Below are 19,378 nucleotides of genomic sequence, written 5' to 3'. Positions count from 1 at the left end.
GCCCGCAGCGGCCCGGGTGCGCCTACTCCGTCGAGCGGGCGTCCGCCGGACGGCGGCGCGCGGTGTCGTCCGCGATGATCACAGTCGCCACCATCAGTGCGACGCAGAGGCTGAACAGCCAGGAGCTGTCCTCGGTGAAGCGGGCGGAGACGGGTGCCTGAGCGGCGGCGAGCAGGAAGCCGAGCCATGCCAGGCGGCGTTGACGCGTGGTGAGGAAGCCGGAGCCCTGATGCATCCCGAAAGTCTTGCGCGCTGTCGCGGCATTGCCGTCAGCCGAACGGCCGAATCTGTCCGACCCGTCCGAATCCTGACCCGTCCGGCCGACCCAATCACCGCCGATCATGGGCGTGGCGTCTTCACAGAAGGCGCTTGACGGGATGAAAAGCCCGATACCGCGCCCCGATCGGCGATGATCCGGTGGTGCGGTCAGAGGGTGTCCGGGCCGGTACGTCCGGTGGTGGAGGGACGGTGGGCGCGCTCGGGGTCGGTCGGCTCGCGACCCGTACCGGGGACCTGCGAACCCCGGTCGGCGGCCTCCGGGCCGTGACCGAACGCGGCCTCCTCCCCGGCGTCGTTGCCGGTCACGTCGTCGGACTGCCCGTCGAGCGTGGACCGGGCGACCGCCCGGTCGAGCTCCTCCAACGGCAGCCGTTCCTCGTCACGCCACACCCTGTCGTCGCTCATACCCTCGCCCTACCCCCACCCGCACCGGCCAAACGGCGCACCGCGCGACCCGGCGATGCCGGCACCGGCGCGACCACCGGCACCGGCGCGACCACCGGCACCGGCGACGGCCGCCGGGTGAGCGGCGGCCGTGGCGGAAGGTACGGAAGGGATCAGGGCTGCGGTCGGTCGACGGTGCCGCGCCAGGAGCCGGTCTCCTGACCGCGTCGCTCGATGAACTGCTTGAAGCGTTGCAGGTCACCCTTTGCCCGGCGGTCCACCACACCCAGCTTGTCGCCGGCCTGTTCGAGGACGCCCTGCGGGTCGAACTCCAACTGGAGGCTGACCCGGCTGTTCTGCTCGTCGAGCCGGTGGAAGGTGACCACCCCGGCGTGCTTGGTGCCGCCGGTCGAATGCCAGGCGACCCGCTCGTCCGGGAGCTGCTCGGTGATCTCCGCGTCGAACTCGCGCTTGACCCCGGCGATCTCCACGGTCCAGTGGGTGAGCGTGTCGGAGAGCTGACGGACCTCCTCGACGCCCTCCATGAAGTGGGGGAACTCCTCGAACTGCGTCCACTGGTCGTACGCCGTCCGTACCGGGACGGCCACGTCCACGTGCTCGGTCACACCACTCATCAGAATCCTCTCCTGCGCCGGTGCGGGGGCGGGCCGCAGGCCAGCCTCACCAGCGCGTCGTCTCGTTCCGGTGGCCGAGTGCGGCCCAGACCTCGGACACCGTCTCGTACCGGGTGCTCTCCGGCAGGCGCTCCAACTCGGCGAGCAGATCGGCCGGCGCCTCGTTCTCCCGCGCGTTCGCGAGCAGGGCCGCCCGGTCACCGGGGAGGGCGGTCATCGTGATGAACCGTCCCAGCCGGCTGCGGCCCTCCACGTCCTCGGACGTCATGCCCTGCGGCGTGCCGCTGCGGCTCTCGCCGCCGACGACCGTGGTCGCCTCCGGCTGGTCCTCGCCCGCCGGTTCCGGCACCCGGAACTCGTCGACCCGGGAGCCGCCGGTCCCCGGCCCCTGCACCAGGCCGTTGACCTCCTGCTCCATCTGGTCGTCGACTCTCGGTGAGTGCTTGCTGCTGCCCCGTTCCATGCCTTCTGCGCTACCCGGGGGAGGGGGTGGTAAACCCGGCACCGGGTCACGAAGCGGCCGGTGACCGCGGTGGCAGGACGGGCTCCTCGGCGTCGCGCACGCCGGACTGGAGCACCCGTCCGCGCTGCAACTCCGCGTTGATCTGCACCCCGAGCAGCAGGGCGGAGTTGGACAGGTAGAGCCAGACCAGGAACGCGATCACCGCGCCGAGGCTGCCGTAGGTGGTGTCGTACGAGCCGAAGTTGGCCACGTACAGGCCGAAGCCGAAGGAACCCAACGCCCAGGCGACCAGCGCCACCACCCCGCCCGGGGTGAGCCACCGGAACCGGGGCTGGCGGACGTTCGGCGCCACCCAGAACAGCATCGACATCAGCAGCATCGCGATCATCGCGAGCACCGGCCACTTCACCACCGACCAGGCGGTCCGGGCCGCGCCCCCGGCGCCCACCAGGTCGCCGACCGCGTCGGCGACCGGCCCGCTGACGATCAGCCCGGTGGCCACCACGGCGAGCAGCACCAGGGACAGCGCCGCCAACCCGATCTGGATCGGCCGCAGCTTCCACACCGGCCGCCCCTCGGTCACCCCGTAGACGGTGTTCGAGGCGCGGGTGAACGAGGCGATGAAGTTCGAGGCGGACCAGAGCGCGCCGAGCAGACCGAAGCTGAGCAGCACCCCGGCCGAGCTGTTCTGCTCCACCACGCCCCGGACCACGCCGACGAAGTTCTCGTTCGCCACCACCGAACCCGCCCCGACGTCCCGGGCCAGGTCGAGCACGGTGTCGACGGTGCGTTCCCCGTCCGAGACCAGCCCGACCAGGGCGACCACCACGACGGTGGAGGGGAAGAGCGCGAGCACGCCGTAGTAGGTGAGCGCGGCGGCCCAGTCGGTGCAGTTGTCCTGTAGGTAGTTGCGCCCGCTGCGGACCAGCACGCCCCGCCACGTCGACCAGTGCAACTGCCGGATCCGGGCGGGTAGATCGGACACCGGCGGCTCCTCGGCCGTGGCGTCCGGGTTCGTCGTGGTCATCACCGCTCCCTGCTGACGACCGGCACCAGGGTACGCCGGGTGGCCCGGCCGGTACCCCCGGCCGCTCGGCGGCAAACCGGATTCCGGGTTTGGCGCCGCCGGGGCGGGGAACGCCAGTCGGAATGGCCCGACCACGGAGGAGGATCGAGATGCCCGGGCGCGAGGTACTGCCCAGCACGCTGCGGCGCTCCCCGGAGAAGGCACAGCGCACCTGGGAGAAGACGCACGATTCGGCCGTCGAGACGTACGGCGAGGGGGAACGGGCACACCGCACCGCCTTCGCCGCCGTGAAGCACGAGTTCGAGAAGGTGGGCGACCACTGGGAGCCCAAGGGCCGCAAGGGCCCGAGTGACCGACAGGCCGCCGGAGGCGGCCCGGAACGGCGGGCACCCACCGCCGGTGGGGTGGACGCGAACGCCCCCAAGGAGCACCTGATGGCCAGGGCCCGCGAACTGGACGTGCGGGGCCGGTCGAGCATGAGCAAGCCGGAACTGGTCAGCGCCATCCAGAAGGCGAACGACCGGCAGACCGCCAGGGCACGCGGCGACTGACCCGCCGCCCCGAGGGCCCCGACCCCGCCGTCACCGGCACGGGTCGGGGCCCTCGGCGTACCGGCGCGGTCCTCACCAGTGCCCGCCGCCGGGTGCCTCGATGTGCACCGCCTTGACGGCGGTGAACTCGTCCAGCAGCTCCGGCCCGTAGCCGAAGCCCTGACCGCTGCCCCGACGCGGGTGGGCCGCCCCGGCCGGAGCGCCGCCGAAGACCGCGTTCACCTTGACCGTGCCGACCGGCAGTTCCCGCCAGGCCCGCTGGGCGTGACTCATCGACCCGGTCAGTACGGTCGCCGCCAGCCCGTACGGCGAGTCGGCGGCACACCGCAGCGCCTCGCTGAACGAGTCGACCACCACCACCGGCGCGACGGGCCCGAACGTCTCCTCCCGCACCAGCGCCATGTCGTGCCGGCAGTTGTCCAGCACGGTGGCCGGGTAGAAGGCGCCCGGCCCTTCCGGCAGCGTCCCGCCGACCCGGATCCGCGCCCCGTCGGCGACCGCCGCCGTCACCTGCCCGTGCACCTGGTCGCGGTGCCGCCGGTCGACCAGCGGACCCAGGTCGGTGGCGGGATCGCCACCCGGCCCGACGCGCAGCGCCGCCGCCCGCTCCACCAGCGCGGCGACGAAGTCCTCGGCCACGTCGCGGTGCGCGTAGACGCGCTCCACCGCGACGCAGATCTGCCCCGCGTTGGCGAACGCGCCGATCGCGGCCTGCCCGGCGGCCCAGACCGGGTCCACGTCGGCGTCCACGATCAGCGGGTCGCTGCCGCCGTTCTCCAACAGCACCTTGGCACCGCTGCGGGCGGCTGCCACGGCGACGGCCCGTCCGGTCACGGTCGACCCGACGTGCGCCACCACGTCCACCTCGGCACCGGCGAGCGCCGCGCCGGTCTCCGCCCCGCCGGTCAGCAGCGAGAGCACACCGGCCGGTAGCGCCGAGTCGAACGCGCGGGCCAGCAGCCACCCGGTCGCCGGGGTGCGTTCGCTCGGCTTGTGCAGCACCACGTTGCCGGTGACGAGGGCGGCGCCGAGCAGCCCGCAGGACACCGCCACCGGGTCGTTCCACGGGGTGATCACGGCGACCACGCCGCGCGGCTGCGGTGTCATGAAGTCCAGGGCGTCGGGCGCGCCGTGCAGGGTCCGCCCGCCCCGGGCCGGGGCGAGTTCGGCGTACTGCCGCAGGGTGGCGATGCCGGCCTCGACGCCGCCCCGGGCGTCGGCGAGCGGCTTGCCCATCTCGGCGGTGGTCGCCTCGGCCAGCTCGTCGGCGGCGGCGGACACCGCGTCGGCGGCCCGGTGCAACGCGGCGGCCCGCTCGGCCGGCGGCGTCGCCGCCCACTCGGCCGCCACGCCACGCGCCGCCGCGACCGCCTTGCCGACCTCGTCCGGGGTGGCGACCGGGGCGGCGGTCACCGCAGCGCCGGTCGCCGGGTCGTGCACCACCAGGTCACCGGCCTCCCCGCCGGCCCCCCACACCCCACCGATGAGCTGCGCAACCGTGTACATGGCGCGCTGCATGCCCCGATGGTCGCCGGGCAAACGTTTCGCCCGGTTGAGCCCGGGTAGCGTCGGTGGATGATGTCGTCCGGTTCTCTCGGCGCCGAGCAGGCCGACGCGGTGGTCGTCGGCGCCGGCCACAACGGCCTGGTCGCCGCGAACCTGCTCGCCGACGCGGGCTGGGACGTGCTGGTGCTGGAGGCGACCGGCGCGCCGGGCGGAGCGGTGCGCTCGGCGGAGGTGACCGCGCCCGGCTACCTCAGCGACCTCTACAGCTCCTTCTACCCGTTGGGTTACGCCTCCCCGGTGCTGCGCGGGCTCGACCTGACCCGGTACGGACTGGCCTGGCGGCACGCCCCGGACGTGCTGGCCCACCTCTTCCCGGACGACCGGGCCGCCCTGCTCAACCGCGACCCCGAGGTCACGGCGGCGTCGCTGGAGGAGTTCGCGCCCGGCGACGGCGAACGCTGGCTGGCCGCGTACGCGCAGTGGCAGCACATCGCCGATCCGATGCTGGACCTGATCGGCACCCCGTTCCCACCGGTACGCCCCGGTCTGGACATGCTGCGTCGGCTGCACACCGGCGGTGCGTTGCGGCTGGCCCGGCGGATGGTCCTGCCGGTGCGCCGCCTCGGCGAGGAACTGTTCACCGGTGCCGGGGGGCCGGCGCTGATGGCCGGCTGCGCGTTGCACACCGATCTGTCCACCGAGGACGCCGGCTCCGGCCTGTACGGCTGGCTGCTGGCGATGCTCGGCCAGCAGGTCGGCTGGCCGGTGCCGACCGGCGGGGCACAGAAGATCACCGACGCGCTGGTGGCCCGGCTGACCGAGCGGGGCGGCCGGATCCGCCACGACGCCCGGGTGGACCGGGTCCTGGTGGCCCGGGGTCGGGCGATGGGCGTGCGCACCGTCGACGGCGGGTTGTACCGGGCGCGCCGGGCGGTGCTGGCGGACGTGCCCGCGCCCGCGCTCTACCTGGACCTGGTCGGCGCGGCGGCGCTACCACCGAGGCTGGTGGCGGACCTGGAGCACTTCCGGTGGGACGGGTCGACGCTGAAGGTGGACTGGGCGCTGTCCGGGCCGGTGCCGTGGACCAACCGGCGGCTGGCCACCGTCGGTACCGTGCACCTCGGTGCGGATCTCGGCGGGCTGACCGGCTACTCCGCGACGCTCGCCCGAGGTGAGCTGCCCCGCGACCCGTTCCTGTTGGTCGGGCAGATGACGGTGGCCGACCCCAGCCACTCCCCGCCGGGCACCGAGTCGCTCTGGTCGTACACGCACCTGCCGTTTCGTCGGCACTGGCGCAGCGAGGACGTGCTCGGTCACGTGGAGCGGATGGAGGCGGTGCTGGAGGCCGCCGCGCCCGGCTTCCGGAGCCTGGTGGTCGGTCGGCACGTGTTCGGGCCGGCCGATCTGGAGGAGGCCAACCCGAGCCTGGTCGGCGGTGCCCTCGGTGGTGGCACCGCCGCGCCCTACCAGCAACTGTTCCTGCGCCCTGTGCCCGGACTGGGCCGCGCGGACACCCCGGTCGACCGGCTCTTCCTGGCCAGCGCGTCGGCGCATCCCGGCGGTGGGGTGCACGGGGCGCCGGGGGCCAACGCGGCCCGGGCCGCGCTGGCCCGGGACCGGGCGTTCACCGGTGGGGCCTATCGCCGGGCGGTGGACACCGCCCACCGGGCCGTGTATCGCTGAGGCGTCGTGGCGACCGGCCACCCCGACGCGGCCGGTCACGGCCCGCGCGGTGGCTCAGCGCTCGATGCCGCGATGCCGGGTACGCAGCTTGAACGGCATCAACGCGCTCTCGATCTTGGTGGCGGTGGTCATCTTCGAGTCGCCGTCGCGTCGCTCCTCGAAGCGGATCGGCACCTCCAGGATGGTGTGCCCCAGCTTCGTGGCGAGGTAGTGCATCTCCACCTGGAAGCTGTAGCCGTTGGACTGCACCCGCTCCAGCCCGATGTCACGCAGCGCGTCGGCCCGCCAGATCTTGAACCCGGCGGTCAGGTCCCGGATGCGGACCCGCAGCAGCGTGTGCACGTACAGGTTGGCCCAGCCACTGAGCGCGCGCCGGTACAGCGGCCAGTTCTCGTCCAGCTCGCCACCGGGCACGTATCGGGAGCCGATCACCACACCGGCCTGGGTGGACAGCAGCGCGCCGAGCATCCCCGGCAGCGCCTCCGGCGGGTGGGACAGGTCGGCGTCCATCTGGGCCACGTACTCGGCCCCGCCGTCGAGGGCGCGGCTGATCCCGTCCACGTACGCGCGGCCGAGGCCCTCCTTGCCCGGCCGGTGCACGACCTCGATCCGCTCCGGGTGCTCGATGGCCAGCTTGTCCGCCACCTCGCCGGTGCCGTCCGGGGAGTTGTCGTCCGCGACCAGCACCTTCAGGCCCGGCAACGGCAGGGCGAGCAGGCGCTCGACCAGCAGTGGCAGGTTGCCCGCCTCGTTGTAGGTGGGTACCACGACGGTCAGGCGCGCGTCCCCCCACGGCGTGGGTAACTGGACGGGTTCGATCATGGGGGACATCCTCGGTCTGCGGACAGGCTTCCCCGTGAGCGTAGCCACTTGTCCGTTCCAGGGGGAATCGGCTCCCCCTGCCCAGGTCAGTCCGGTGCCTTCTGGCGGCGGGCGATGTCCGCGAGCCGACTCAGCGTCTCCTTGTTGCGTTGGTGCAGCACCAAGTCATTGATCTTGGTGCGCAGCCACCGCAGCGGGCCGGCGGCGAAGTCCTCGCCGAGCAGGACCCGGGTGCTGGTCGGCCCGACCGGTTCCAGCGTGAAGACCACCACGCCCTCGCCGGCCGGCCAGAGCTTCACCCGCAGCACCAGCTTGCGTTCCGGCTCGCACTCCAGCACCTGGGAGGAGTCCTCCAGGGAGAGGGGCCAGGGGCCGGCCCGGTGGTGCAGCCGGGTCCCCACCCGGGGCCAGTCGTCGTCGACGTTGCGCATGTGCGCGGTGCCGACCACCCAGTCGCTGTACGTCCACCCGTCGGCCAGCACCGCCCAGACCTGCCGTACCGGTGCCTCGATGACCCGCTCCACGATCGCCACGCACAGGGCCGTACCCAGGTGGGCGGCCCGGCTAACGGCAGCACGGGTTAGCTTCTCGGGGGCCGTGGGTAAGGCCACCCGCGAGCGGCGGTGCGTCGGTCGGTGGGCCGGTACCCGTCGACCACGCCCCGATCGACGTTTACTCCTCGGGGCGCAGGGAACCCGCCGCCCGTGCGACAGGACCGTGGGGAGCCGGATCAGCGCAGGTCAGCCGGGGTGCTGACCGGCGTCGACCGGGCCGGTCCCGCCCTGTTCGACGCGGTTCTGCTGGACCGGGACGGCACCCTGGTCGAGGACGTGCCGTACAACGGCGACCCGGACAAGGTACGGCCGATGCCCGGCGCGCGGGCCGCGCTGGACCGGTTGCGCGCGGCCGGTCTGCGGCTCGCCGTGGTCACCAACCAGTCCGGGCTGGCCCGGGGCCTGTTCACCGAGGCGGACCTGCGCCGGGTGCACCGTAGGGTCGAGGACCTGCTCGGCCCCTTCGACTCGTGGCAGGTGTGCCCGCACGACGACGGGGACGGCTGTGCCTGCCGCAAACCCGCACCCGGGCTGGTGCAGGCCGCCGCCCGGGCGCTCGGCACCGTACCCGCGCGCTGCGTGCTGATCGGCGACATCGGCCGGGACGTCACCGCCGCGCTGGCCGCCGGTGCGGCGGGCATCCTCGTGCCCACACCGGTCACCCGGGCCGAGGAGATCGCCGCCGCCGGCTGGCTCGCCGCCGACCTGCCGTCGGCGGTGGACGAGATCCTGCGCCGCCGACAGGCACTGCGCCCGGCACCGACACCCGCGACCGGACCGCGACGGACGGTGCTGGTGGTGCGCGCCGACTCGGTCGGCGACGTGCTGGTCACCGGCCCCGGCGTCCGGGCGGTGGCCGCCGGTGCCGACCGGGTGGTGCTGCTCTGCGGCCCGCGCGGCCGGGCCGCCGCCGAACTGCTGCCCGGCGTCGACGAGATCGTGGAGCACCGGCTGCCGTGGATCGATCCCGAACCCGGACCCGTCGACCCCGCCGAGATGGCCGCCCTGACCGCCCGGCTGGCGGCCGTCGCCGCCGACGAGGCGGTCGTCTTCACCTCGTTCCACCAGTCGCCGTTGCCGCTGGCCCTGCTGCTGCGGATGGCCGGGGTGCGGCGGATCGCGGCGATCAGCGACGACTACCCGGGGAGCCTGCTGGACGTCCGGCACCGGGTACCGGCCGGTGTGCCGGAGGCCGAACGCGCGTTGTCGCTGGCCGCCGCCGCCGGGTATGCGCTGCCCGCCCACGACGAGCCGCGCCTGCGGTTGCGTCCGGTGCCCGCCCCGCCGCCGGAGGCCGGCGAGCCGGGATACGTGGTGCTGCACCCGGGCTCGGACGCGCCGGCGCGCGGCTGCCCGCCGGAGCTGGCCGAGCGGATCGCCCGGGAGCTGGCCGCCGCCGGTCACCGGGTGGTGGTCACCGGCGGCCCGCAGGAACGCGAGCTGACCGCCCGGGTCGCCGGCCGGTACGCCCGCGACCTCGGCGGCCGGACCGGGCTCGCCGAGCTGGCCGCCGTGGTGGCCGGTGCCGGCGCGCTGGTGGTCGGCAACACCGGCCCGGCGCACCTGGCCGCCGCCTCCGGGGTGCCGGTGGTGAGCCTGTTCGCCCCCACCGTGCCGTTCGGGCAGTGGGGCCCCTGGCGGGTGCCGACGGTACGACTCGGCGACGCGACCGCCGGATGCCGTGACAGCCGCGCCGCGCGCTGCCCGGTGCCCGGTCACCCGTGCCTCAGCGAAATCTCCCCGGGCGCGGTCGTCGACGCGCTCCGGCTGCTGGGCGTACCGCCGGACCCGGTGCCCACCCGCCCGGTGGTGTCCCGTGCGGCGGCGGGAGGCGGCCGATGAACATCCTGCTCTGGCACGTGCACGGCTCGTGGACCACGTCGTTCGTGCACGGCAAACACCGCTACCTGGTGCCGGCCACCCCGGACCGGGGGCCGTACGGGCTGGGCCGGGCTCGCACGTACACCTGGCCGGAGAGCGCCGCCGAGGTGAGCCCGGAGCAGTTGCGCGACAGCGACGTCGACGTGGTCCTCCTGCAACGCCCGGAGGAGCTGGAGCTGGCCGAGCGGTGGCTGGGCCGTCGGCCCGGCCGGGACGTGCCGGCGATCTACGTCGAGCACAACACCCCGAAGGACGGGGACGTGCCGCACAGCCGCCACCCGATGGCCGACCGCGACGACCTGCTCGTCGCCCACGTGACCGCCTTCAACGAGCTGTTCTGGGACACCGGCACGACCCGGACCACCGTGGTCGACCACGGCATCGTGCCACCGGCCGTCGAGTACACCGGCGAACTGGACCGGCTGGCCGTGGTGATCAACGAGCCGGTACGCCGCTGGCGGGTCACCGGCACCGACCTGCTGCCCCGGTTCGCCGAGATCGCCCCGCTGGACGTCTTCGGCATGAAGGTGGCCGGGCTCGCCGACCACCTCGGCCTGCCCGCCGACCGCCTCACCAGCCACGACGACGTACCGCAGCACCGGATGCACGCCGAGCTGGCGCGCCGCCGGGCGTACCTGCACCTGTGCCGGTGGACCTCGCTCGGGCTGAGCCTGATCGAGGCGATGAGCATCGGCATGCCGGTGGTGGCGCTGGCCAGCACCGAGGCGGTGATGGCCGTGCCGCCGGACGCCGGTGCGCTGGACACCCGCGTCGACGAGCTGCTGGAGGCCGCCGACCGGTTCGTCGCCGAGCCCCAGCGGGCCCGGCTGGCGGGGCAGGCGGCGCGGGCCGCCGCCCGGGAACGCTACGGCCTCGACCGTTTCCTCGCCGACTGGGACCGGCTGCTGGAGGAGGAAGTATGCGGATAGCGATGATCTCGGAGCACGCCAGCCCGCTCGCCATCCTGGGCGGGGAGGACGCCGGTGGCCAGAACACGCACGTCGCGGAACTCTCCGCCGCGCTCGTCGCGGCCGGGCACGACGTCCGCGTCTACACCCGGCGCGACGCGGTGGACCTGCCGGTGATGGTGCGCAGCCCGGACGGCTACGACGTGGTGCACGTACCCGCCGGGCCGGCCGAGCCGGTGGCCAAGGACGCGCTGCTGCCGCACATGCGCGCGTTCGGTGCCTGGCTGGTGGAGCGCTGGCGCGGCGACTGGACGCCCGAGGTGGTCCACGCACACTTCTGGATGAGCGGGCTGGCGGCGGTGCAGGCCGGTCGGCAGGTCGGCGTGCCGGTGGTGCAGACGTACCACGCGCTCGGCACGGTCAAGCGCCGCCACCAGGGTGTCCAGGACACCAGCCCGGCCCGGCGGATCGGCTACGAACTCCAACTCGGCCGGTCGGTGGACCGGGTGATCGCGCAGTGCCGCGACGAGGTCGGCGAGCTGGTCCGGATGGGGGTGCCCCGCTCGGCGATGACGGTCGTGCCGTCCGGGGTGAACCTGGGCACGTTCGCCCCGCTGGGCCCGGCCGCCGAACGGGAGCCGGGACGGGCCCGCATCCTCACCGTCGGACGGCTGGTGGAACGCAAGGGCTTCCAGACCGTGGTCCGCGCGATGGCGCACGTGCCGGATGCCGAGTGCGTGGTGGTGGGCGGCCCGCCCGCCGGGCTGCTGGAGACCGACCCGTACGCCCGGCGGCTGCGCGCGTTGGCCCGGAGCTGCGGGGTGGCCGATCGGGTGCGGCTGGTCGGCGCGGTGCCGCGCGAGGAGATGGGCCGCTGGTACCGGTCGGCGGACATCCTGGTCGCCGCCCCCTGGTACGAGCCGTTCGGCCTGACCCCGCTGGAGGCGATGGCGTGTGGGGTCCCGGTGGTGGCGACCGCCGTGGGCGGGTTGCGGGACACCGTGGTCGACGGGGTGACCGGGGACCTGGTGCCGGCGCGTGACCCGAGGGCGTTGGGCGAGGCGCTGGCCGGGTTGCTCGACGACCGCATCCGCCGGTTCGCGTACGCGGGCGCGGCCCGGGCGCGGGCCCGGCAGCACTACTCGTGGACGGTCACCGCGGAACGTCTCGCCGATCTGTACGCCGAGGTGGCCGCCGTGCACCGGCCGACCCGGGTGGTGGCCTGATGCCGGGGCGCAACCCGCTGGAGACGCACCTGGCGCACCTGGCCGCCGCGTTGGCGCCGTACCGGCGGTGCGAGCCGTTGCTGGCCCGGTGGGGGGTCGTCCTGGCACAGCACCTGACCGCCGGGGGCCGGTTGCTGGTGGCCGGCAACGGTGGCAGCGCCGCCGAGGCGCAGCACCTCACCGCCGAGCTGGTCGGCAAGCTGCGCGAGGACCGGCAGCCGCTGTCCGCCATCGCCCTGCACGCCGAGACCTCGGCGTTGACCGCGATCGGCAACGACTACGGCTACGAGGAGGTCTTCGCCCGGCAGGTCCGCGCGCACGGCCGCCCCGACGACGTCCTGTTGCTGCTCTCCACCAGCGGTGGCAGCACGAACCTGCTGGCCGCCGCGCGGGCGGGTCGCCAGGCCGGGCTGCGGTGCTGGGCGTTCACCGGCCCGGCACCGAATCCGCTGGCCGACGCCGTCCACGAGGCGCTCGCGGTGGACTGCCCGGACTCGCAGGTCGTGCAGGAACTGCACCTGGTCTCCAGTCACCTGCTCTGCGAGTACGTGGAGCGGGCGATGGCCGAGCGACCGGCGGTGGCGTACGTGGAGCCGGTGGTGCCGGCGGCGTCGGAGGCACCGGCGGCCGGTCCGGTCCGCGCCGGGGTCGAGGTGGTGCTGGACGGTGGGGCCGGCCGACCGGTCGAGGCGTGAGGAGGCAAGCGTGAGGGGACCCGTGGTGGTGGTCGGCGACACCCTGCTCGACCGGGACGTGGAGGGCGTGGTGAACCGGCTCTGTCCGGACTCGCCGGTCCCGGTGCTGGACGAGACCGCGCACGTCGACCGGCCCGGCGGGGCCGGACTCGCCGCCGTCTTCGCCGCCGCGCAGGGCGCCGAGGTGGTGCTGGTCACCGCGCTGGCCGACGACGCCGGTGGGGCCCGGCTGGGGGTGCTGCTGGCCGCCGCCGGGGTGCAGGTGTACCCGTTGCGGCTGGCCGGGTCCACCCCGGAGAAGATCCGGCTGCGGGCCGGTGGGCGGGTGCTGCTGCGCCACGACCGGGGCGGCGGCGCTCAGACGCCGGGCGAACCCGCCGAGGCGGTGCTGCGGGTCATCGAGCGGGCGTCGGTGGTGCTGGTCAGCGACTACGGCCGGGGGGTGGCGCGGCAGCCGGCGCTGCGGGCGGCCCTGGCGGCGACCCGGGCCCCGGTGGTCTGGGACCCGCACCCGCGCGGACCGGCGGCGGTGCCCGGGGTGCACCTGGTCACGCCGAACGAGTCGGAGGTGCAGGAGCTGGTCGAGGCACCCGCCGCCGCCACCCGGCTGGCCACCGCCGCCGACGGCGCGGAGCGCCTGCGGCAACGCTGGCGGGCCGGTGCGGTGGCGGTGACGTTGGGCGCCGACGGCGCGTTGCTCAGCCACGCCGGGTCGACCCCGCTGGTGGTGCCGACGCCGGTGGCCGCCGAGGGCGACACCTGCGGTGCGGGGGACCGGTTCGCGGTCGCCGCCGGACTGGCCCTGGGCCGGGGCGCGCTGCTCTCCGAGGCGGTGCAGGAGGCGGTGACCGAGGCGTCGGCGTACGTGGCGGACGGGGGAGTGGCGACCGCGCTGCCGACGGCGGTGCGGCGGGCCCCGCAGGCGGTGCACACCGCGGTGGGCGGCGACCGGGTCGGGGTGGCGGCAGCCGCCGCCGCGGTGGCCCGGGTCCGTGCCGCCGGGGGCACGGTCGTGGCGACCGGAGGCTGTTTCGACCTGCTGCACGCCGGTCACGTGGCGACCCTCCAGGCGGCTCGGCAACTCGGCGACTGCCTGGTGGTGTGCCTCAACTCCGACGCCAGCGTCAGCGGGCTCAAGGGCCCGGACCGCCCGGTCGTGCGGCAGGACGACCGCAGCCGCCTGCTGGCGGCGCTGAGCTGCGTGGACGCGGTGATGATCTTCGACGAGTCGACTCCGGCGGCGGCACTGTCCTGGCTGCGCCCGGACATCTGGGTCAAGGGCGGGGACTACGCCACCGGCGGCGGGGACGGCGACTGTCTGCCCGAGGCCGAGATACTGCGCCGCTGGGGCGGTCACACGGTGGTGGTGCCGTACCTGGACGGCCGGTCCACCACCGGCCTGATCGCCGCGACGGCGGCGCGTACCGGCGTGGGGGTGTCCCGATGAGCGCGCCCGGCACCGGACGCACCGTGCTGGTCACCGGCGGGTCCAGCGGGTTGGGCGCGGCGGTGGTGGCCGCGGTCGCCCGCTCCGGCGGGCGACCGCTGGTGCTGGACCGGCAGGCACCCGGCGACGGGGTGGCCTGGGTCGAGTGCGACCTGGCCGACACCCGCGCGGCGGAGGCCGCCACCCGGCAGCTCGCCGAGCGCGAGGGCGGTCTCGACGCGGTGGTGACCGCCGCCGGTGTGGACGTGCCCGGCCGCCTGGCCGACGTGCCCGGCGAGACCTGGGACCGGATCGTCACGGTGGACCTGCTGGCCACCGCCGCCGTGATCCGGGCCGCGCTGCCCTTCCTGGAGGCCGCCCGGGGCAGCATCGTCACGGTGGCGTCCACGCTCGGGGTCAAGGCGGTCAGCGACGCCACGGCGTACTGCGCGGCGAAGTTCGGCGTGGTCGGCTTCACCCGCGCGCTCGCCGCCGAGCTGGCCGGGGCGGTGAACGTGACGCTGCTGGTGCCGGGCGGCATGCGGACCGCCTTCTTCGACGACCGCGACGCGCAGTACCGTCCGGGGCCGGACGCGATCCTCAACGACCCGGCGCATACCGCCGCCGCGGTGATGTTCGCGCTCTCCCAACCGGCCGGCTGCGCGGTACGCGAGATGGTGGTCTGCGCCGAGCAGGAGACCTCGTACCCGTGATCCTGGTGCTGCGCGCCCTCGGTGTCGGTGATCTCGCCACGGCGGTCCCGGCACTGCGGGCGTTGCGGGCGGCGTACCCGGACCGGGAACTGGTGCTCGCCGCGCCGGACTGGCTCGGCCCGCTGGTCGAGCTGGTCGGCGGCGTGGACCGGCTGCTGCCCACCGACGGGCTGGACCGGCTGGGGGCGCCCGGCGGGCCGGTGGAGGTGGCGGTGAACCTGCACGGCCGGGGACCGCGCTCGCACCGGCTGCTCGTCGGCACCGGCCCGGACCGATTGTTCGCCTTCGCCGACGCGCGGGCGGCGCACGCCGACGGGCCCGGGTGGGACGACGCGGAGCACGAGGTGGCGCGCTGGTGCCGGCTGCTGCGCTGGTACGGGATCGCGGCCGACCCGACCGACCTGGACCTGCGGCGGCCGTCGCCGGGGACCGTGCCGACCGGCGTGACGGTGCTGCATCCCGGCTCCAAGGTGCCGGCCAAGCGCTGGCCGCCCGGTCGGTACGCCGCGCTGGCCCGCGAGCTGACCGACGCGGGGCACCGGGTGGTGCTGACCGGCGGTACGGGGGAGCGGGCCACCGCGGCTCGGGTCGCGGACGAGGCCGGGCTGCCCGGCGATGCGGTGCTGGCCGGGCGGACCGACCTCGGGCAGCTCGCCGCGCTGGTCGCCGGGGCCCGGCTGGTGGTCAGCGGGGACACCGGCGTGGCGCACCTGGCCACCGGTTACCGCACCCCGTCGGTGGTGATCTTCGGGCCGGTCCCGCCCGCCCGGTGGGGCCCGCCGCCGGAACGACGACGACACCGGGTGCTCTGGGGCGGCGCATGCCCGACCTCGGACGGGGTAGGCGGTCACCCGGCGGTCACCGCCGTCGGGGTCGACGCGGTGCTGGCCGCCGTCGAGGAGGTGGAACGGGTGGTGCGGGCGGACCGTGCGGTTGCGGCGTAGTGATCCGGGTCGGCCGGGATACGGCCGCCGGCGACGCGGTCCGGGCTGGTCGTTCCTCGACCCGCGCGGCGAGCCGGTGCGTGACCCGGACGAGCTGTCCCGGCTGCGGGCCCTGGTCATCCCGCCGGCCTGGCGGCAGGTGTGGATCGCTCCGCATCCGAACGGCCACATCCAGGCCACCGGGATCGACGCCGCAGGCCGCAAGCAGTACCTCTACCACCCGCTGTGGCGGCAGCGGCAGGACGAGGCCAAGTTCGACCACGTGCTGGAGGTGGCCCGCCGGCTGCCGGTGCTGCGGGAACGGGTCGGCCAGGACCTGACCGGGCGGGGGCTGCGTCGCGAGCGGGTGCTGGCGACCGTGACCCGGCTGCTCGACATGGGCACCTTCCGGGTCGGCAGCGACCAGTACGCGGCCGGGGACGAGCCGACCTTCGGCGTCGCCACCCTGCGCCCCGAACACGCCCGGTCCCGCCAGGGCTGTGTGGTCTTCGAGTTCCCGGCCAAGGGCGGCATCGAGCAGGTCCGCCTGGTCTCCGATCCGGAGCTGTGCCGGGTGCTGACCCACCTGCGTCGCCGTCGACGGGCGGCGGACCGGCTGTTCGGCTACTGGGACGGCCGGCAGTGGCGGGACGTACGGGCCGACGAGGTCAACGACTACCTGCGGGACGCCAGCGGCGGCGAGATGACGGCGAAGGACTTCCGCACCTGGCACGCCACCGTCCGGGCGGCCACCGAGCTGGCCGTGCTCGGACAGCCGAGGTCGGTCACCGCACGTCGGCGGGCGGTGGCCGGCGTGATGCGCGAGGTGGCGGAGCTGCTCGGCAACACCCCGACGGTGGCCCGGACCTCCTACGTGGACCCTCGGGTGGTCGACCTGTTCCACGACGGCGTGGTGGTGCCGGTCGGCCGGGACAGCGACCGGGAACAGGCCGAGCGTGCCGTGCTCGACCTGCTGGACCGGTCCTGAGCGGTCACCGGCCGTCCGTCGTGCGCGTCTGGATCATCACCTCGACGCCGTCGAGCACCCGGCCGAGCCCGAAGCGCCACTCCGCGTCGACGAAGTCGTCCTCTTCGTCGCCCTCGGCGATCAACTCGTGGATCGCCGGGTAGGGCCCGTCGGCGGTGAGCCGGGCCAGGTGCCGCCAGTAGTGCAGGCCCACCTGGTCGGGGGTCTGTCCGCTGCGGACCGCCGCCTCGGTCAGGTCGGCGGTGGTGGTGGCCCAGCTCCGGGCGTACCCGCTGACCAGCATGACGGTGGAGACGCGTTCGGTGCCGCGCAGGCCGGTACCGGCCAGGGCCGCCAGGCCGTACTCCAGCCAGCGGACCTGGTTGGGGTTGATCGGCGGGCCGCTGATCGGCACGTGCCTGATCCACGGCTGGCGGCGCAGCGCGGTCAGGTTCCCCTCGGCCCAGCGGGTCAGCGCGGGGCGCCAGCCCTCGTCCGGGGCGCGCGGTGGCGGGGGCGGCCCGTACGCGGTGTCGACCATCAGGTCGAGCAGGTCGTGCTTGGTCGGCACGTACCGGTAGAGCGACATCGTCGCCGCGCCCAGCTCACCGGCGACGCGGCTCATCGACACCGCGCCGAGCCCCTCGGACTGGGCGACCTGGATCCCGGCGGCCACCACCTGTTCCAGGCTGAGGCCGCGCTTCGGGCCTCGGCTCGGACGGTCGCGCAGCCCCCAGGCGAGCGCGATGTTCTCGGGCAGTTCGACGTCGGGACCGTCGCTCACATGTACCTCCACCGGCCGGGCTTGACCCTCATCGTAACTTCTGCGTATCGTCTACGCAGTTAAGCGTACGACATACGCAGAAAGCGGAGAGTGACCATGGCGAACGGACCACCCGCGGTCGAGCTGGTCGAGCTGAGGAAGTCCTTCGGCGACCTCGTCGTCCTCGACGGGCTGACCATGCGGGTAGAGGCCGGCGGCGTACACGCGCTGCTCGGCCAGAACGGGGCCGGCAAGACCACCACGGTGCGGATCCTGGCCACGCTGACCCGGCCCGACGGGGGCAGCGCCCGGGTCGCCGGCCACGACGTGGTGCGTGACCGACGACGGGTCCGGCGGACGATCAGCCTCGCCGGCCAGCACGCCGCCCTGGACGACACCCAGACCGGCCTGGAGAACCTGACCATGCTGGCCCGGCTCGCCGGGCTGTCCGGGCCGGCGGCCCGCAAGCGCGCCACCGATCTGCTGGAACGCTTCGCGCTGACCGACGCGGGCGGGCGGTGGGCGATCACCTACTCCGGGGGCATGCGCCGCCGCCTGGACCTCGCCGCCAGCCTGGTCGGGCAGCCGTCCGTGGTGTTCCTGGACGAGCCCACCACCGGCCTGGACGTGCGCAGCCGGCAGGGGCTCTGGGAGGTCGTCGGCGAACTGGCCCGCACCGGGGTGACCGTGCTGCTCACCACGCAGTACCTGGAGGAGGCCGACCGACTGGCCGACCGGATCACCGTGCTGCACCGGGGCGCGATCGCCGCCGAGGGCACCGCCGACGACCTCAAGCGCCGCTTCGGCGCGCACCGGCTGGAGCTGACCTGGCGCGAGGAGGGCGGCCTGCGGCAGGCGGTCGCACTGCTGGGCGACCGGGTCACCGACCGGGACCCGGACCGGCTCGCCCTGTCGGTGGCCACCGACGGAAGTGCGCCGCAGGTGCGTGCCCTGCTCGACGAGATCGATCCGGACCGTCACGGGGTGGTCCGGTTCACCGTCCGCGAGGCGACCCTCGACGACGTCTTCCTCACCCTCACCGGCACTCCGGCGCCCACCCGACGGCAGGTGACCCATGTCTGAGCTGGCCGTACGCGGATCGCAGACGGCGGTGATGATCGGCCGCTGCGTCCGGCTGTCGCGCCGCAACGTCGACGCGTTGCTCACCTCGCTGCTGCTGCCGGTGATGCTGCTGCTGGTCTTCGTCTACCTCTTCGGCGGGGCGATCGACACCGGCTCGACGTACGTGACCTACGTGGTGCCCGGCGTGCTGCTGCTCTGCGCCGGCTTCGGCGCGGCGGGCACGGCGGTGAGCGTCACCACGGACATGACCAACGGCATGATCGAGCGACTGCGCACCATGGACGTCGGCGCGACCTCGATCATCGGCGGTCACGTGGCGGCCAGCATCGCGCGCAACACGGTCTCCACCGTGCTGGTGCTGGCCGTCGCCGTCGTCATCGGGTTCCGGCCCGCCGTGGAACCGCTGCGCTGGCTGGCCGCCGCCGGGGTGCTGCTGCTGTTCCTGCTGGCGGTGTCCTGGCTGTCGGCGGCGTTCGGGCTGCTGGCCCGTACGCCCGAGACAGCCGGCGGGTACACCTTCCTGGTGATGTTCCTGCCCTACCCGAGCAGCGCCTTCGTGCCGGTCGAGACGCTGCCCCGCTGGCTGCGCGGCTTCGCCGAACACCAGCCCGTCACGCCGGTCATCGAGTCGCTGCGCGGGTTGCTGCTCGACCTGCCGGTCGGCGCGGCGCCGGCCCGCGCGGCGGCTTGGTGCCTGGGCATGCTGGCGGTCGCGGTGCTGCTCTCATCGGTGCTGTTCCGCCGCCGGATCGCCTGATCCGCACGAGAGAGAGCAGGGGGGGGGGGGGGGGGGGGCGCGGGGCCCCCCCCCCCCGCCCCGCCGGCGGGGCGCGCCCGCGGGGGGCGGCCGGGCGGCGGCGCCCGGGGGCGCGGGGGGGGGGGGGCGGAC

General features: G+C 74.8%; 21 protein-coding genes. 12 read left to right on the top strand and 9 right to left on the bottom strand.

Translation table 11 applies throughout. From position 1 onward, the window contains the following. Positions 1 to 22: 22 nt before the first annotated feature. From ACIBMZ_RS04890 to ACIBMZ_RS04870, 5 genes are all read right to left on the bottom strand, one after another. Positions 23 to 235 (bottom strand): hypothetical protein, encoded by a 213-nt coding sequence (locus ACIBMZ_RS04890; RefSeq protein WP_396691154.1) that lies wholly within the window; start codon positions 233 to 235, stop codon positions 23 to 25. Positions 236 to 426: 191 nt separating this feature from the next. Then, entirely contained in the window at positions 427 to 684 is a 258-nt protein-coding gene (locus ACIBMZ_RS04885; protein ID WP_396691152.1) for a hypothetical protein, read from the bottom strand. 152 nt (positions 685 to 836) lie between these two features. Beyond that, positions 837 to 1,298 carry an SRPBCC family protein gene (locus tag ACIBMZ_RS04880; RefSeq protein WP_396691151.1) on the bottom strand — a complete coding sequence of 154 codons (462 nt, stop codon included), beginning with the start codon at positions 1,296 to 1,298 and terminating at the stop codon, positions 837 to 839. Positions 1,299 to 1,344: 46 nt separating this feature from the next. Further along, positions 1,345 to 1,761: a DUF2795 domain-containing protein gene (locus tag ACIBMZ_RS04875; protein WP_396691149.1), complete on the bottom strand. Its 417-nt coding sequence runs from the start codon at positions 1,759 to 1,761 to the stop codon at positions 1,345 to 1,347. Between the two features lie 46 nt (positions 1,762 to 1,807). Further along, entirely contained in the window at positions 1,808 to 2,788 is a 981-nt protein-coding gene (locus ACIBMZ_RS04870) for a YihY/virulence factor BrkB family protein (protein WP_396691147.1), read from the bottom strand. A gap of 149 nt (positions 2,789 to 2,937) precedes the next feature. Here ACIBMZ_RS04870 and ACIBMZ_RS04865 point away from each other — a divergent pair, with 149 nt between their 5' ends. Beyond that, positions 2,938 to 3,339: a ChaB family protein gene (locus ACIBMZ_RS04865; RefSeq protein ID WP_396691145.1), complete on the top strand. Its 402-nt coding sequence runs from the start codon at positions 2,938 to 2,940 to the stop codon at positions 3,337 to 3,339. Between the two features lie 72 nt (positions 3,340 to 3,411). Here the strand turns inward: ACIBMZ_RS04865 and ACIBMZ_RS04860 are convergent, their stop codons facing one another. Next, positions 3,412 to 4,845: an aldehyde dehydrogenase family protein gene (locus tag ACIBMZ_RS04860; protein WP_396691869.1), complete on the bottom strand. Its 1,434-nt coding sequence runs from the start codon at positions 4,843 to 4,845 to the stop codon at positions 3,412 to 3,414. Positions 4,846 to 4,914: 69 nt separating this feature from the next. On the opposite strand from ACIBMZ_RS04860, the gene ACIBMZ_RS04855 reads away from it, so the two are divergent. Next, positions 4,915 to 6,528, top strand: a complete 1,614-nt coding sequence (locus ACIBMZ_RS04855; protein ID WP_396691142.1) for a phytoene desaturase family protein — start codon at positions 4,915 to 4,917, stop codon at positions 6,526 to 6,528. 54 nt (positions 6,529 to 6,582) lie between these two features. Here ACIBMZ_RS04855 and ACIBMZ_RS04850 read toward each other — a convergent pair whose 3' ends face one another. Further along, positions 6,583 to 7,350: a polyprenol monophosphomannose synthase gene (locus ACIBMZ_RS04850; protein WP_350695142.1), complete on the bottom strand. Its 768-nt coding sequence runs from the start codon at positions 7,348 to 7,350 to the stop codon at positions 6,583 to 6,585. An 86-nt stretch (positions 7,351 to 7,436) separates the two neighbouring features. Beyond that, complete coding sequence (locus tag ACIBMZ_RS04845) at positions 7,437 to 7,883, bottom strand: SRPBCC family protein (protein WP_396691140.1); 447 nt, start codon at positions 7,881 to 7,883, stop codon at positions 7,437 to 7,439. Positions 7,884 to 8,099: 216 nt separating this feature from the next. On the opposite strand from ACIBMZ_RS04845, the gene ACIBMZ_RS04840 reads away from it, so the two are divergent. The 8 genes from ACIBMZ_RS04840 to ACIBMZ_RS04805 are packed head-to-tail and all read left to right on the top strand — an operon-like array spanning position 8,100 to position 16,664. After that, positions 8,100 to 9,746, top strand: a complete 1,647-nt coding sequence (locus tag ACIBMZ_RS04840) for an HAD-IIIA family hydrolase (protein ID WP_396691868.1) — start codon at positions 8,100 to 8,102, stop codon at positions 9,744 to 9,746. After that, the gene (locus ACIBMZ_RS04835) at positions 9,743 to 10,714 is read left to right on the top strand and encodes a glycosyltransferase (RefSeq protein ID WP_396691138.1); all 972 of its coding nucleotides are present in this window, start codon (positions 9,743 to 9,745) and stop codon (positions 10,712 to 10,714) included. Before ACIBMZ_RS04840 ends, ACIBMZ_RS04835 begins: the two co-directional genes overlap by 4 nt. Continuing rightward, entirely contained in the window at positions 10,705 to 11,919 is a 1,215-nt protein-coding gene (locus tag ACIBMZ_RS04830) for a glycosyltransferase (RefSeq protein ID WP_396691136.1), read from the top strand. Before ACIBMZ_RS04835 ends, ACIBMZ_RS04830 begins: the two co-directional genes overlap by 10 nt. Continuing rightward, positions 11,916 to 12,614 (top strand): SIS domain-containing protein, encoded by a 699-nt coding sequence (locus tag ACIBMZ_RS04825; RefSeq protein WP_396691867.1) that lies wholly within the window; start codon positions 11,916 to 11,918, stop codon positions 12,612 to 12,614. Before ACIBMZ_RS04830 ends, ACIBMZ_RS04825 begins: the two co-directional genes overlap by 4 nt. Before the next feature lie 10 nt (positions 12,615 to 12,624). Next, positions 12,625 to 14,061, top strand: a complete 1,437-nt coding sequence (locus ACIBMZ_RS04820) for a PfkB family carbohydrate kinase (RefSeq protein WP_396691134.1) — start codon at positions 12,625 to 12,627, stop codon at positions 14,059 to 14,061. Beyond that, on the top strand, positions 14,058 to 14,753 hold the full coding sequence (locus tag ACIBMZ_RS04815; protein ID WP_396691132.1) for an SDR family oxidoreductase: 696 nt from the start codon (positions 14,058 to 14,060) through the stop codon (positions 14,751 to 14,753). Before ACIBMZ_RS04820 ends, ACIBMZ_RS04815 begins: the two co-directional genes overlap by 4 nt. Beyond that, entirely contained in the window at positions 14,750 to 15,697 is a 948-nt protein-coding gene (locus ACIBMZ_RS04810) for a glycosyltransferase family 9 protein (protein WP_396691130.1), read from the top strand. The genes ACIBMZ_RS04815 and ACIBMZ_RS04810 overlap by 4 nt, the downstream gene beginning before the upstream one ends. Beyond that, positions 15,681 to 16,664 carry a DNA topoisomerase IB gene (locus ACIBMZ_RS04805; RefSeq protein WP_396691128.1) on the top strand — a complete coding sequence of 328 codons (984 nt, stop codon included), beginning with the start codon at positions 15,681 to 15,683 and terminating at the stop codon, positions 16,662 to 16,664. The genes ACIBMZ_RS04810 and ACIBMZ_RS04805 overlap by 17 nt, the downstream gene beginning before the upstream one ends. Positions 16,665 to 16,668: 4 nt before the next feature. Here the strand turns inward: ACIBMZ_RS04805 and ACIBMZ_RS04800 are convergent, their stop codons facing one another. Next, positions 16,669 to 17,427, bottom strand: coding sequence for a TetR/AcrR family transcriptional regulator (locus ACIBMZ_RS04800; RefSeq protein WP_396691127.1), 759 nt, complete (start codon positions 17,425 to 17,427; stop codon positions 16,669 to 16,671). A gap of 96 nt (positions 17,428 to 17,523) precedes the next feature. On the opposite strand from ACIBMZ_RS04800, the gene ACIBMZ_RS04795 reads away from it, so the two are divergent. Further along, positions 17,524 to 18,489: an ATP-binding cassette domain-containing protein gene (locus ACIBMZ_RS04795; RefSeq protein ID WP_396691125.1), complete on the top strand. Its 966-nt coding sequence runs from the start codon at positions 17,524 to 17,526 to the stop codon at positions 18,487 to 18,489. Next, positions 18,482 to 19,246 carry an ABC transporter permease gene (locus ACIBMZ_RS04790; RefSeq protein ID WP_396691123.1) on the top strand — a complete coding sequence of 255 codons (765 nt, stop codon included), beginning with the start codon at positions 18,482 to 18,484 and terminating at the stop codon, positions 19,244 to 19,246. Before ACIBMZ_RS04795 ends, ACIBMZ_RS04790 begins: the two co-directional genes overlap by 8 nt. Positions 19,247 to 19,378 lie beyond the last annotated feature (132 nt).

Origin of the sequence: Micromonospora sp. NPDC049900 (assembly GCF_044461025.1) — a bacterium.
Taxonomy (GTDB): Bacteria; Actinomycetota; Actinomycetes; order Mycobacteriales; family Micromonosporaceae; genus Micromonospora.
Note: the sequence above shows the minus strand (reverse complement) of the source record. Positions and strands in the feature narration are given on the sequence as shown.